Source organism: Terrabacter sp. MAHUQ-38, from assembly GCF_014518425.1.
In the GTDB taxonomy this organism is placed as follows: domain Bacteria; phylum Actinomycetota; class Actinomycetes; order Actinomycetales; family Dermatophilaceae; genus Terrabacter.
This window is the reverse complement of record NZ_JACVCU010000001.1, coordinates 146,461-160,397: the sequence shown is the minus strand read 5'-3', so window position 1 is coordinate 160,397 and position 13,937 is coordinate 146,461. Positions and strand designations below refer to the sequence as shown.

Here is a 13,937-nt window from a genome sequence, read left to right as displayed (position 1 = left end):
TCAGGACCGTCGCGGCGCGGTGTTCGACAGGTCTGTCGGGTGTCAGCCCCACGGCATACGTTCGGGGCATGCTCACCGCTGTCGCCGTCTCCGGCTACCGCTCGCTGCGCGACGTCGTCGTCCCACTTCACGGGCTCGACGTCGTCACGGGCGCCAACGGCAGCGGCAAGTCGAGCCTCTACCGCTCGCTGAGGCTGCTTGCCGGGTGTGGTCGCGGCGACGTGATCGCCACCCTCGCGCGGGAGGGTGGCCTCGAGTCGGCGCTCTGGGCCGGGCCGGCCACGCTCGGCGGGGCGCGCGAGCGGGGTCACGCGGTGCAGGGCACCCGCCGCAAGGGTCCCATCAGTCTCCAGCTCGGGTTCGCCTCCGACGACTTCGGCTACCTCGTCGACCTCGGTCTCCCGCAGCAGGCGTCGGGCAGCGACGCGGGCACACCCTCGGCGTTCCTGCGAGACCCCGAGATCAAGCGGGAGGTCGTGTGGTCGGGCCCGGTCATGCGGCCGGGCTCGGTGCTGGTGCGACGGCGGTGGGGCGTGGTCGAGACGCGCAGCGCGCTCGCCGGTGACGACGGGTGGAGCGACGACTGGGACGAGCGCGACGATGCGGTCGAGTGGGAGTCCGACCCCGTCGCGAGCCCCGGCGCCGGCACCGGCTCGCGGGCAGCGAAGGGCGCACGCCGCGGCTGGACCCAGCTGACGCGAACGCTCCGGCCCTGGGAGAGCATGCTCACCGAGCTCGCCGACCCGGAGCGCGCGCCCGAGCTGCTCAGGGTGCGCCGGATGATCCGCGGCTGGCGCTTCTACGACGGGTTCCGCGCCGACGCCGGCGCGCCGGCCCGCACGCCACACGTCGGCACCCGCACGCCCGTGCTCGCCGACGACGGGGGCGACCTCGCAGCCGCGCTCCAGACGATCCGCGAGAACGGCCGCCGTGAGCTCGACCGGGCCGTCGCCGACGCCTTCGACGGCGCGATCCTCGACGTCACCGTCGACGGCGGCCGCTTCGACGTCGCGCTGCACCAGCCCGGCATGCTGCGGCCGCTCGCCGGCGCCGAGCTGTCCGACGGCACGCTGCGCTACCTGCTGCTCGTCGCCGCACTGCTGACCACCGACCCGCCACCGCTCATGGTGCTCAACGAGCCCGAGACGTCGCTGCACCCCGACCTGCTCGCACCCCTCGCCCGGCTCGTCCAGGCGGCCGCGCGAAGCAGCCAGGTCATGGTCGTCTCGCACTCCGCCGCGCTGGTCCGCGCGCTCGGCGTCATCGACCCCGACGACGAGGACGAGACGCCCGTCGGCCTGGGCACGCCGGCCCGCGGTGTGACCCTCGTCAAGGACCTCGGCGAGACCTTCGTCCAGGGACAGGGCCTGCTCACGACGCCCGCGTGGTCGTGGGGGACGCGCCGCTGAACGGGCGCGTCCGTTCGTGCCGGCGGGACGGCATACGCCCTCCAACCGTCCCGCATTGTGAGATTTGCAGGGCTCTCCGGTAAGTTCCGGGTCGAGGACCAAGCACGTGTCCGTCGTCACGAACGGCGGCGCTGCGCCCCAGAAGCCGACAGCGGGTGACCCCCGTTTGCGGGCCGAACGAGTAGGCCGGTCTCACCGGCGAAGGAGCCCCACGTGAGCGACAAGGTTGTCGCCGAGCTGCACGAGCCGACCCCCTCGGTCGGCGACGGTGGCCCGGACATGATCCAGTTGCTGACCCCCGAAGGTCAGCGCGTGTCCCATCCTGACTACGACAAGTACGTCGCGGACCTGACACCCGAGGACCTGCGGAGCTTCTACCGCGACCTCGTCCTCATCCGGCGGCTCGATGCCGAGGGCTACGCGCTCCAGCGCCAGGGCGAGCTCGGCCTGTGGCCCAGCCTGCTCGGCCAGGAGGCCGCCCAGGTCGGCTCCGGTCGCGCGCTCAAGCCGCACGACTTCGTCTTCCCGACCTACCGCGAGCACGGCGTCGGCTTCGTGCGCGGCATGGACCCGCAGAGCTCGCTGCAGCTCTTCCGCGGCGTCAGCCAGGGCGGCTGGGACCCGCAGGAGCACAACTTCCACCTCTACACGATCGTCATCGGGGCCCAGGCGCTGCACGCCACCGGCTACGCGATGGGCGTGCGGATGGACGGCAACGTCGGCACCGGTGACCCCGAGCGCGACACCGCCGTCATCTGCTACTTCGGCGACGGCGCGAGCTCACAGGGTGACGTCAACGAGGCGTTCGTCTACGCCGCGAGCTTCGATGCCCCGGTCGTGTTCTTCTGCCAGAACAACCAGTGGGCCATCTCCGAGCCCGTAGAGAAGCAGACCCGCATCCCGCTGTTCCAGCGCGCAGCCGGCTTCGGCTTCCCGGGCGTGCGCGTCGACGGCAACGACATCCTCGCGACGTATGCCGTGACGCAGCACTGCCTCGACGAGGCCCGCAACGGCAACGGACCGCTCCTCATCGAGGCCTACACGTACCGCATGGGTGCGCACACGACCGCCGACGACCCGACGAAGTACCGCGTGTCCGCCGAGGTCGAGGAGTGGAAGTTCCGCGACCCGATCCTGCGGCTCAAGAGCTACCTCGCCCATGAGGGCATGGCCGACGAGACGTTCTTCGCGGCCGTCGACGAGGAGGCCGACCAGTTCGCCGCCGAGCTGCGCGAGGGCTGCGTCACCATGGAGACCATGGCCGGCGAGACGATGTGGGACCACATCTACGCCGAGGACCACCCCGTCATGGAGGCCGAGCGTGCCGCCTATCTCGCATACAAGGCGAGCTTCGAGGAGGTGAACTGATGGCACTCGAGAAGGTCACCCTCGGCAAGAGCATCACCAACGGCCTCCGCAAGGCCATGGAGGCCGACCCCAAGGTGGTGCTCATCGGTGAGGACATCGGCAAGCTCGGCGGCGTCTTCCGCATCACTGAGGGCCTGCAGAAGGACTTCGGCGAGGAGCGCGTCATCGACTCCCCGCTCGCCGAGTCCGGCATCGTCGGCACGGCGGTCGGCATGGCGCTGCGCGGCTACCGCCCCGTCTGCGAGATCCAGTTCGACGGGTTCGTCTACCCGGCCTTCGACCAGATCGTCAGCCAGGTGGCGAAGATGCGGTCCCGCTCGCTCGGCGCCATCAAGATCCCGATGGTCATCCGCATCCCGTTCGGTGGCGGCATCGGCAGCCCCGAGCACCACTCGGAGAGCCCCGAGGCGTACTTCGCGCACACCGCCGGCCTGCGCGTCGTCTCGTGCAGCAACCCCGAGGACGCCCACTGGATGATCCAGCAGGCCATCGAGTGCGACGACCCCGTGATGTTCTTCGAGCCGAAGCGCCGCTACCACGACCGCGCCGAGTACGACACGGCGGCGGCGACCGCCCCGCGGGGCCTCTTCGAGGCCAACGTGGTCCGGGAGGGCACCGACGTGACGCTGCTCGGCTACGGCCCCGTCGTCAAGACGATGCTCGAGTCGGCCGCTGCCGCCGAGGCCGAGGGCACGAGCATCGAGGTCATCGACCTCCGCTCGCTGTCCCCGCTGCCGATCGACACGATCGTGACGTCGGTGCGCAAGACGGGTCGTCTCGTCGTCGTGCACGAGGCGAGCAGCTTCCTCGGCATGGCCTCGGAGATCTCGGCCCAGGTCACGGAGCGGTGCTTCTACGAGCTCGAGGCGCCGGTCATCCGGGTCGGGGGCGCCAACATCCCGTACCCGCCCAGCCGGATGGAGGAGGAGTTCCTCCCCGACCTCGACCGTATCCTCGACGGCGTCGACCGCGCGCTCGCGTACTGACGAAAGGCGCTGGGAAACATGGCTATTCGCACATTCAACCTGCCCGACCCCGGTGAGGGCCTCGTCGAGGCCGAGATCGTCGAGTGGAAGGTGTCGCCCGGCGACACCGTCAAGGTCAACGACATGGTCCTCGAGATCGAGACGGCCAAGTCGCTCGTCGAGCTGCCCATCCCCTGGGCCGGCACCGTCAAGGAGCTGCTCGTCGAGGTCGGCCAGACCATCGACGTCGGCACGCCGATCATCTCCATCGATGACGGCAAGGGTGGCGACGAGGCACCCGCGGCCCCAGCGGGCCAGGCGTCGGTCCCGGGCGAGAAGGCGCCCCCGGCCGAGGGCGCGTCGGAGGCGATCCTCGTGGGCTACGGCGCCAAGGCCGGTGCCACCGCGCGTCGTGCGCGCAAGGGTATGCCGGGTGGCACGGCCACGCCGTCGGTGCCGGCTGCCGCTCCGGTGGCGTCGGCCCCCACCGAGACCGAGCAGGTCGCCGCCGCGGCTCCCGTCGCCGAGCCGGCCGTCCCGGCCGAGCGGAGCGAGTCGCCTGCGCCGGCCGTCGAGCTGGGCGCCACCGGTGGTCGACCCAAGGCGAAGCCGCCGGTGCGCAAGCTCGCCAAGGACCTCGGCATCGACCTGGCGACGGTCACGCCCACGGGTCCTGACGGCATCATCACGCGTGATGACGTCACGAACCGCTCGACCGGCGCCGACGTGAACGGCCTTGCGGCACCGGCAGGCTCGGCTGTCTCGGCGGGCTCCGCGACCGTCCGCGTGCCGTTCGGGTCGGGTGAGCGCGAGGAGCGCATCCCGATCAAGGGCGTGCGCAAGATGACGGCGCAGGCAATGGTCGGCTCGGCGTTCACGGCACCGCACGTCACCGAGTGGATCACCATCGACGTCACGAAGACCATGGAGCTCGTCGACCGGCTCAAGGGCAGTCGCGAGTTCAAGGACGTCAAGGTGACGCCGCTGCTCGTGCTCGCCAAGGCGCTGATCGTCGCGGTCAAGCGCAACCCCGGCATGAACGCGACGTGGGACGAGGCCGCGCAGGAGATCGTCCAGAAGAACTACGTCAACCTCGGCATCGCCGCGGCCACCCCGCGTGGTCTGATCGTGCCGAACATCAAGGACGCCCACGCGCAGTCGATGCTCGAGCTCGCCCGGGCCATCGGGCAGCTCACGGCAACGGCCCGCGAAGGCCGCACACAGCCGGCGGAGATGTCCGGCGGCACGATGACGATCACCAACGTCGGCGTCTTCGGCGTCGACAGCGGCACCCCGATCATCAACCCGGGCGAGTCGGCCATCGTCTGCTTCGGCGCGATCCGCAAGCAGCCGTGGGTCGTCACCGGCGCCGACGGCACCGACGAGATCGCGATCCGGCACGTGACCCAGCTCGCGGTGAGCTTCGACCACCGGCTCATCGACGGCGAGCTCGGCAGCCGTTTCCTGTCCGACCTCGCGTCCATCCTCGAGGACCCCGCCCAAGCCCTCGTCTGGGGCTGACCCACCCACCCTCGAGTGGTCACTTCCGTACGCGCGGAAGTGACCACTCGACGGTGTGGGCCGGCCTGGTGAGCCGGTGGGCTCGGTCGCCGGGACCCCCTCCACTCGAGTGGTCACTTCCGTACGCGCGGAAGTGACCACCCGAGGTGGTTTTGCGGGCCTTCGCGTACGGGAGTGACCACTCGAGCTCGCGGTTCGGTGGGGTCAGGCTCCGGCGACGCGCCTCATGAGCACGTCCATCAGCCGGTCGGGCAGCAGCCTGCGGGCGACGAGGATGGAGCGGGCGCCCCGCCCGGCGGGATAGCGCGCCGAGGGATTGGCCGCCTCGAGCGCCGTGAGCACTTTCTCGGCAACGGCATCGGGGCTCGACACGACGCGTGGGTCGTAGGTGCGCTCGTACATCGCGGCCATCCGCGTCGCCGCCTTCTCGTACACCGTGCCGCGCGACCAGGCCAGCATGCTCTCGCGGGCGATGCCGTCCCACTCGGTCAGGATCGGTCCCGGTTCGACGAGGACGACGTCGATGCCGAAAGGTCGCAGCTCGAGACGCAGGCTGTCGCTGAACCCCTCGACCGCGAACTTCGTCGCGTGGTACCAGGCGCCGAGCGGCTCGTAGATCTTGCCGCCGATGCTCGAGATGTTGACGATGGTGCCGGACCGCTGCCGCCGCAGCTGCGGGATGACGAGCTGGGTCAGTCGGGCCAGCCCGAACACGTTGACCTCGAACTGCCGCCGGGCCTGCTCCATCGGCACGATCTCGACCGGGCCGTACATGCCGTAGCCGGCGTTGTTGACCAGGGCGTCGAGGCGTCCCTGCTCCCCGATGATGCGCCGTACTCCGTCGACCATCGACGCATCGTCGGTGACGTCCATCGCGAACGTCCTGACTCCGCGGGCCTCGAGGGCCACCATCCGCTCGACCCGACGCCCGACCGCATACACGGTCCAGCCCGACTCGACGAGGTGGACGGCGATCGACTCACCGATGCCCGCGGAGGCGCCGGTGACGAGGGCTACCTTGCTCATGCCGTCACCGTACGCACCGGCCCGCGCCCGCGTGACGGGCGCGGCGGGTCGTCAGGGACGTGCGGGCGTCAAGAGCTCGTGCGTATGCGTGTTGCCGGCCTCGCGATCGAGCGGCACCTTGCGCTCGTCGTCGGGCACGGACTGCGACATCGTGTCGAGCAGCTCGGTGCCGGCCTCGTCGGCAGAGTGGACCGTGTCGCGCAGCGGCAGCTCCTTGATGAAGAGGGCGGCGAGCAGCGCGAACGCGAAGGGCACGAGACCCCAGACGAAGACGGTGTGCAGCGAGTCGGCCAGACCTTGCTGGACGCCGGTCGCGATCTGCGGCGGCAGCTGCGCGAGCGCCGACGGGTCGAGGACCGACCCGGCGTTGACCTGCTGTCCCGAGGCCTGCATCTGTGCCACCACGTCGCGCGGCAGGTGCGCGGCGATGTTGCCGGCGAGGCCGCTCGTCATGATCGTGCCGAAGACCGCGGTGCCGACCGTCGAGCCGACGTTGCGGAAGAACTGCGTCGATGCGGTCGCGACGCCGAGGTCCTTGCGCTGGGAGGAGTTCTGGATGATGAGGGTGAAGACCTGCAGTGCCATGCCGAGCCCCACTCCGAAGACGATCATCGACAGGGTCAGGTCGAGCTGGCTCGAGGCGTAGTGCAGCTGGGTCAGCAGCCAGAAGCCGACGCCCATGATGAGGATGCCTGCGATGGTCTGCAGCTTGTAGCGGCCGGTCCGGGTGATGACGAGCCCCGACACGATCGACAGCCCGATCATGGCCACCGACATGGGCATCAGGATCAGGCCGGAGTTCGTCGCCGACGCGCCGAGCACGCCCTGTGCGTACACCGGCAGATAGATCATCGCGCCGAACATCATGACCGAGACCATGAAGGCCGCGATGTTGCTCAGGGTGAAGAGCGGGCTGCGGAAGAGGCGGAGGGGCATCACCGGCTCGACGGCCCGGTGCTCGACGGCGATGAACGCGGCGAGCGCGACGATGCCGGCGGCGTACATCCCGATGATCGCTGGGGAGTCCCAGGCGAGCGTCGTGCCACCGAGCGACGTGGGCACGAGCAGCAGGATGAGCGTCAGTGAGAGGACGGCGATGCCGGCCCTGTCGACGACGGTCTCGCGCGGCGTGTGCTCGAGGTGGAGGAAGCGGGTGATGCCGAAGAACGCGAACACCCCGACGGGCAGCGTGACGAAGAAGAGCCAGCGCCAGCCCCAGTTGTCGGTGACGAACCCGCCGACGAGGGGACCGAGGATGGAGGCGAGTCCGAAGACCCCGCCCATGAGGCCCTGGTACTTGCCGCGCTGACGCGGCGGGATGATGTCGCCGATGATCGTCTGCGACAGTGGCATCAGCGTGCCCATGCCGGCGCCCTGGATGGCGCGGGCGACGATGAGCCACCAGAAGTTCTGGGCGAAGCCCGACAGCACCGAGCCGGCCATGAAGACGACGAGGCCGCCGAGGTAGAAGCCACGCCGGCCGTAGAGGTCGCTCATCTTGCCGACGATCGGGACGGTGATCGCGCTGACGAGCATCGCGGCGGTCGCGAGCCACGAGTAGTGGTCGATGCCACCGAGCTCGGCGACGATGCGAGGCATGGCCGGGCCGACGATCGTCTGGCTGATCGACGCGACGAGCATGCCGAGCATGAGCGCGATGAAGATGTTGCGGGTCGGGCGGTCGAGGCCCGCGGTCCTGCTGCTGGTCGAGCCGGTCGAGCTCGTCACGGTGTCCGTGGCTACCCCCTGGGATGTCTGTGGCATGCGCTCCACGGTACGCCGAACATGCAGTCACTGCAAAATTGCAGTTCATGCACCGAGCGTGCCACCATGGAGCCATGAGCACGGAGCTGCTGAACGACGAGGCATGTGGCCTGCGTGAGCGCAAGAAGCGCGAGACGCGACGCGCCCTCAACCTCGCCGCCCTCGACCTCGTGGACGAGAAGGGCTTCGCCGCCGTCACGACCGAGGAGATCGCGGCCCGTGCCGGCGTCAGTGCGCGCACCTTCTTCAACTACTTCCCGTCCAAGGAGGCCGCCGTCATCGGCACGACGGCCGAGGAGCTCGAGTCGTATGCCGCCGCGCTCGAGGAGGCCGTCCCTGGCGAGTCGCCGCTCGAGTCCCTCCGCCGGATCCTTGCCGGGATGCTCGCGCCCGCGTCGATCGACCGCGAGCTGCGCGCCAAGCGGCGCCGCATCCTGCTCGGCGAGCCGGCGCTCGCCCCGGCTCTCGTCGGCAACAACATCCGCATCGAGAACGCCCTGACGGCCGCGCTGGAGCGCCGCCTCGGCGTCAAGGCAGGCGCGTCGCTGCAGCCACGCCTCACCGTGGCCGTCGCCATCGCCGCGGTCAGGGCCTGCATCGAGCACCAGCAGAACGGCGGCACGGGCCGCCTGGAGCGCAACATCGACGCGGCGTTCGACCACCTCGCCGCCGGCCTGCGCTGACGTCAGCGGGCGTGCTCGATGCACCTCGTCGCTGTCGGGCGGGCCTCGAGCCGACCGGCCGGGATCGGACGGCCGCACACCTCACACAGCCCGTACGTGCCGTCGCCGAGCCGGGCGAGGGCGCCCTCGATCTCGCCGAGGTGCCGTACGGCCTGGTCGACGAGGGCGCTCAGCTGGGAGCGTTCGTAGGCGATGGTCGAGCCCTCCGGGTCGTGCTCGTCGTCGGCGTTCGCCCCGACGGACGCGTCCACGACGACCTCGAACCCGCGCCGCAGTGCCTCGAGCCGCTCCACGGTCGCGGCCCGCTCGTCCGCGAGCAGCTGCTCGGCCGTGGCAGGCGTGTCGTCCACCCGTTCATTGTCGCCCGCGGCGGGGGACCCACGCCGCTCCGGCAGGATGGGTGCATGAGCGAGCCCTCCGGAGTGGTCTTCCCGCTCGACCCGGCCTCGGGACGTCGCAGCACGACCGCGACCGGTCGAGCCGTCGTGGCCGAGGCCCTGCGCATGGTCGACCCCGTGGGCGCCGCCTCCGCCGAGCGCGAGACGAACTGGCGCCAGGGCTACCTTCCGCACTTCCGAAGGCTCGTCGAGGCCGGGCTCACGTCGCCGGACGCGGCCCGGAGCATCGCGACCGGCGGCCTCGAGGCACTCCATGGCCGGATGCGCTGGGCCGCGCCCGACGGCGAACACCCGCTCTCCGACGTGTTCGCCGACCATCACCGCATCGACGATCCCGCCAAGGACCTTGCCTCCGAGACCGTCCGCGGCGGCGGCGTCCCCGAACGCAGGCTCTCCCTCCCGTACGCGGGTGAGCGACTCTCGGGTGACGCGCTGCGCCGCCGACTCGACCTCTGGGTCGAGGCGGGCACGATCGAGCCGACGTGCGCCGAGGCCGTGTCGCTGGTGGTCGACAACCCGGACTGGCTCGACCTGTCCGACCGCACCGTCGTCGTGCTCGGCGCGGCCGCCGAGATGGGTCCGCTGCGGTCGCTGCTGCGGTGGGGCGCCGACGTGGCTGCCATCGACCTACCCCGAAAAGAGTTGTGGGAGAGGCTGATCCGGGACGCCAGGCATCTCGCCGGCTCCGTCACGTTGCCGGTTCGGCCCGGCGACCAGCCGCTTGCGGCGCGCGCCGGCGGTGACCTCGTCCACGACCTCGCCGCCGTCACCCGGTGGGTCACCGCGCTCGACGGCCCGCTCGTCATCGGCAACTACGTCTACGCCGACGGCGAGACCAACGTCCGGGTCTCGATGGCCGTCGACGCGCTGACGCGCCGGGTCGTGGACGTCAGGGGTGCAGCCGACGTGGCGCTCGCGTTCCTCGCGACCCCGACCGACGTGTTCGCGGTCCCGGGTGCGGCCGTCGCCCGCTCCGTCGACAGCTACGCCCGTCGACGCACGTCGAAGGTGCTGCGCGTCCCGCTGCGCACCATCAGCGGCGGCCGCCTGCTGCGCCGCAGCTACGTGCCCGGCCAGGACCCCGGCATCAACGACAGCGTCGTGCTCCAGCAGGGACCCAACTACCTGCTCGCCAAGCGGCTCCAGCGCTGGCGTGCGACGGCACACCGCGCCGACGGCGGCCTCGTCTCCCTCAAGGTGGCGCCGCCCACGCGTACGCGGTCGGTCGTCAAGAACCGCGCGCTCGCGGCCGCGTACGCCGGCGCCCACCGCTTCGGCATCGAGGTCTTCGAGCCCGGCACGGCCAACACCCTCATGGCTGCCCTGCTCGTCCACGACCTCCGGACCGGCTCACCGTCCCAGGCCGAGCCCTGGCAGGACGAGGCGTATGCCGCGGCCCACGGCGGGCTGTGGACCTCGGCCTACGACCCGCGCAGCGCCCTCGGGCTCGCCGCCCTGCTCGGTCTCGCCGCGGCGCGCTGAGCGCCGTCCGCCTGCCCGGTCCGCCTGCCCGGTCCGCCGGGTCCGGTCCGCCGGGTCCGGTCCGCCGGGTCCGGTCGGCCTGCCCAGCTCGGTCAGGCCGTGACGAGGAGGCTGGTCAGGTACATGACGACGACGCCCGCCGCGATGCCCCCGATGACCGGCCCGTCGACCGCACCGCGCGCCCGGTCACGAAGCGAGGGCAGGAGCAGGATGACGACCTGGACGATGGCGCCGGCTCCGAGACCGATGAGGAACGTCGCCTGGGGGACCGTCGAGACCATCGCGCCGAGCACCGTGCCGACCGCGGCAGGAGCGCCGGCGATGAGGCCCAGGCCGACGAAGGTGGTCACCCCGATCGACCGCCCGGTCAGCGGCGCGACGACGGCGATGCCCTCGGTCGTGTTGTGCAGCGCGAAGCCGATGACGAGCGAGGCCCCGAGGGCGAGCTCGCCGACCGAGAGCGCGGACCCGACGGCGAGGCCCTCGCCGAGGTTGTGCAGCCCGATGCCGATCGCCACGAGCAGGGCCAGCCGCCCGCCGCCGGAGCCGCTCGGCAGCACCCGCTGCAGGACGGCCAGCGCGAGCAGGGCGACGACGGCGCCCAGGACGAAGAGGACGGGTCCACCGAAGGCGCCACCCGCCCCGGCGCCGAGCTCGAAGCCCTCGAGCGTCGCGTCGACGGCTAGGAACGCGAGCAGGCCCACGGTGAAGGCCATGAGGACCCGCGACGTCGCGGCGCTCGCCCGGCGCAGCAGGGGCAGGCAGCTCATCCCGAGCAGGACCGGGGCGATGCCGATCATCGCGCCCAGCGCCGCGATCCGCGCCAGCGACGCGGGCGTCGCCTCCGGTGTCGCGACCGCGACGGGGATCTCGTGCTCGATCACGGCCCCGGTCGACGTGAGCAGCGACACGGCATACGGCAGGCCCTCCTGCCACGGGTAGCTGATCGTCAGCGTCGTGGTGGCGAGCCGACCCACCGGCGCCTGCCCACCCGCGAACGACACGAACGAGTCGTTGACGGCAGCCTGGGCGATGGTGACAGGGTCGGGGCCCGTGTTGCGGACCGTCAGCTCGATGGTGCCCGCGGTGAGCACCGTCCGCTCGACGACGAGCTGCTCCACCGGGGGGCCGGTGCGCGTGGGCAGCAGCACCGCGGCGAGCGCGGCCAGGCCGGCGATCCCGACGGCGACGATCGCGACGACCACGGCCGCGAGCGCGGCGCGGTGGGTGCGGGGGGCCAGGGCGGGTCTTGACATCAGTCCACCACCTCGAAGAAGCCCATCCAGCCGAGGTCGGCGAACTCCGTCTTGTGCGCGTGGAACATGTAGCGGCCGGGGTGCGGGAAGCGCAGCTCGCAGATGCCCCGCTGCCCCTGCCCCTGGACGATCGTGTCGGTGTACTCCGAGGGTTCCAGGCGGGTGCCGGTCGGGTAGTAGTCGAAGAAGTTGCCGTGGACGTGGAAGCTGTTGATTGGGTCGTACTCGAGGACGTTGACGAGGTAGATGCGCACGAGCTCGCCACGCTTCACCCGGATGGGCTCGTTCATGTAGTGGAACGGGATGCCGTTGACGGCGTAGAGCTGGTTGCCCTGGCCGTCGAAGGTGGTGTTCCACCCGTGCTGGACCATGACCATCTCGTCGGCCTTGGGCCGGCTCCGGGCGGGGTCGATGATGAACGTGCCGTACATCCCGCGCGCGATGTGCTCGGCCAGCGGGCCGACGTGGCAGTGGTAGAGGTGCAGCCCGAAGGGCTCGGCGTCGAACTCGTAGACGAAGTCCTCACCCGGGGCGATGGTGCCGCGCCCGACCATGGGGATGCCGTCCATCTGCGCCGGGTGGATGCCGTGGAAGTGCATCGTGTGCGGATGCGCCGACGCGTTGACGAAGCGGATACGAAGCCGGTCGCCCTCCCGGCAGCGCAACGTGGGGCCGGGCACCCGGCCGTTGAACGTCCACCCGGGGAAGGTCACGCCGGGAGCCACCTCGATCTCCTGGTCGCGGGCGACGACCTCCCACTCGCGCAGGGTCCGGCCGTCGGGTCGCGTCGAGGTCGTGCCCCAGTCGAAGTCGCGGAGGGTCTCGCTCGGGTTGAAGCCGTTGGCCGCGTGGTCGACCGTCGCGCCCTCGCGGAAGGTGGCGCCGTTGATGCCGCCGCCGTGCGCGTGCGCCCCGATGGCCGGCGGTGCATCGGTCGCTCCGGTGGATGGCCCCGAGATCCAGGCGGCTCGCGTCGCGCCCTGGTGTGTCGTGTGGGCCGCCTCGACGGGACCGGCGTCGGCGAGGGCCGAGCGGGTCAACAGGGCGCCGACACCGGCCGCTCCTGCCGTCCCGGCGATGAAGAGCCGGCGCGACGTCGTGGTGGCGCGCGTCCGTTCGGACGCGGGGGACGTGGCCTGCCCGGGGGCCTCGGTGTGGTCGGTCGGGCCGGTGCGCTTGGTGGCGTCGCTGGGCGTCGTCTCGTCGGTCATGACGCATCCTCCTCGACGGACTGTCCATGGACGAGGTGGGCGAGCGGTGCGCCCAGGGCGACCCGCTCCCCGTCGACCGACACCCACAGGGGGCCGTCGAACGGCGACTGCTCGAGCACCTCTACGGTCACGCCGGGGCGCAGCCCGAGCTCGGCGAGGTAACGCAGCGCCTCGGCGTTGCGGTTGTGCAGCCGCTCGACCCGGAAGCGGGTGCCGACCTGCACGTCGGCGATGGCGACGTCGCCGGCGACGAGACTGTCGTTGTCGTCCTGGGGGATCGGGTCGCCGTGCGGGTCGAGGTGCGGGTGCCCGAGGAACGTGTCGATGCGACCGAGGAGCGTGTCGGAGACGGCATGCTCGAGCAGCTCCGCCTCGGCGTAGACCTCGTCCCACGGCACCTGCAGGACCTCGGCGAGGAACGTCTCGAGGAGCCGGTGGCGCCTCACGATGCGGCGGGCGTGGTCGGCGCCGTGCTCGGTGAGGGCCAGCGTCCGGTCGTCACCCCGCTCGACCAGCCCGTGGTCGACGAGACGCTTGACCATGGCTGAGGTCGTCGGCGGCGTGACGCCGAGGACGTTGGCCAGGCTGGTCGTGCCGACGGCGACGCCGTCGCCCCCCAGCTCCCACATGGCCTTGAGCGTGTCCTCGGCGGCGTCGGTGCGTGTCAGACCGCAGCAGCTGAACGCCTGCTGGAGGTCGACGGTGGAAACGCCCGACATTCGATGCCCCTAACTCGCGGTTGTGTGGCTCCTAATACATGGTAGGGGGTGTGTCGTACTCGCGCGACGGCGCGGACCTGGTGATCCCCACCCCGCGCACGAATGCCGTCAGGATCGTCCGCGCCGAAGGCGGGT

At 71.3% G+C, this 13,937-nt stretch carries 12 protein-coding genes; 6 read left to right on the top strand and 6 right to left on the bottom strand.

Annotated features, from left to right (window positions below):
• Window positions 1-68 precede the first annotated feature (68 nt).
• The 4 genes from H9I49_RS00800 to H9I49_RS00785 all read left to right on the top strand — a co-directional run bounded on the left by H9I49_RS00800 (window position 69) and on the right by H9I49_RS00785 (window position 5,263).
• On the top strand, window positions 69-1,409 hold the full coding sequence (locus H9I49_RS00800) for an AAA family ATPase (protein ID WP_188028378.1): 1,341 nt from the start codon (window positions 69-71) through the stop codon (window positions 1,407-1,409).
• Window positions 1,410-1,622: 213 nt separating this feature from the next.
• Complete coding sequence (pdhA, locus tag H9I49_RS00795) at window positions 1,623-2,777, top strand: pyruvate dehydrogenase (acetyl-transferring) E1 component subunit alpha (RefSeq protein WP_188028377.1); 1,155 nt, start codon at window positions 1,623-1,625, stop codon at window positions 2,775-2,777.
• A complete protein-coding gene (locus H9I49_RS00790; protein ID WP_188028376.1) occupies window positions 2,777-3,763 on the top strand; it encodes an alpha-ketoacid dehydrogenase subunit beta in 987 nt (328 codons plus the stop codon). The genes pdhA and H9I49_RS00790 overlap by 1 nt, the downstream gene beginning before the upstream one ends.
• Window positions 3,764-3,781: 18 nt before the next feature.
• Window positions 3,782-5,263 (top strand): dihydrolipoamide acetyltransferase family protein, encoded by a 1,482-nt coding sequence (locus H9I49_RS00785; RefSeq protein ID WP_188028375.1) that lies wholly within the window; start codon window positions 3,782-3,784, stop codon window positions 5,261-5,263.
• A gap of 204 nt (window positions 5,264-5,467) precedes the next feature.
• Here H9I49_RS00785 and H9I49_RS00780 read toward each other — a convergent pair whose 3' ends face one another.
• On the bottom strand, window positions 5,468-6,289 hold the full coding sequence (locus H9I49_RS00780; RefSeq protein WP_188028374.1) for an oxidoreductase: 822 nt from the start codon (window positions 6,287-6,289) through the stop codon (window positions 5,468-5,470).
• A 51-nt stretch (window positions 6,290-6,340) separates the two neighbouring features.
• Window positions 6,341-8,053, bottom strand: a complete 1,713-nt coding sequence (locus tag H9I49_RS00775; RefSeq protein WP_255523574.1) for an MDR family MFS transporter — start codon at window positions 8,051-8,053, stop codon at window positions 6,341-6,343.
• Window positions 8,054-8,127: 74 nt separating this feature from the next.
• Between H9I49_RS00775 and H9I49_RS00770 the strand changes: the two genes are divergently transcribed.
• Window positions 8,128-8,736: a TetR family transcriptional regulator gene (locus H9I49_RS00770; protein WP_188028373.1), complete on the top strand. Its 609-nt coding sequence runs from the start codon at window positions 8,128-8,130 to the stop codon at window positions 8,734-8,736.
• 2 nt (window positions 8,737-8,738) lie between these two features.
• On the opposite strand, the gene H9I49_RS00765 is transcribed toward H9I49_RS00770, so the two are convergent.
• A complete protein-coding gene (locus H9I49_RS00765; protein ID WP_370587374.1) occupies window positions 8,739-9,086 on the bottom strand; it encodes a TraR/DksA family transcriptional regulator in 348 nt (115 codons plus the stop codon).
• A 54-nt stretch (window positions 9,087-9,140) separates the two neighbouring features.
• On the opposite strand from H9I49_RS00765, the gene H9I49_RS00760 reads away from it, so the two are divergent.
• Complete coding sequence (locus H9I49_RS00760) at window positions 9,141-10,616, top strand: hypothetical protein (RefSeq protein ID WP_188028372.1); 1,476 nt, start codon at window positions 9,141-9,143, stop codon at window positions 10,614-10,616.
• 92 nt (window positions 10,617-10,708) lie between these two features.
• Here H9I49_RS00760 and H9I49_RS00755 read toward each other — a convergent pair whose 3' ends face one another.
• From H9I49_RS00755 to H9I49_RS00745, 3 genes are read right to left on the bottom strand one after another with little or no spacing between them, the layout of a single operon-like run.
• On the bottom strand, window positions 10,709-11,872 hold the full coding sequence (locus tag H9I49_RS00755) for a ZIP family metal transporter (protein WP_188028371.1): 1,164 nt from the start codon (window positions 11,870-11,872) through the stop codon (window positions 10,709-10,711).
• On the bottom strand, window positions 11,872-13,083 hold the full coding sequence (locus tag H9I49_RS00750) for a multicopper oxidase domain-containing protein (RefSeq protein WP_223128213.1): 1,212 nt from the start codon (window positions 13,081-13,083) through the stop codon (window positions 11,872-11,874). Before H9I49_RS00750 ends, H9I49_RS00755 begins: the two co-directional genes overlap by 1 nt.
• A complete protein-coding gene (locus H9I49_RS00745) occupies window positions 13,080-13,802 on the bottom strand; it encodes a metal-dependent transcriptional regulator (RefSeq protein WP_188028370.1) in 723 nt (240 codons plus the stop codon). The genes H9I49_RS00750 and H9I49_RS00745 overlap by 4 nt, the downstream gene beginning before the upstream one ends.
• Window positions 13,803-13,937: the final 135 nt, after the last annotated feature.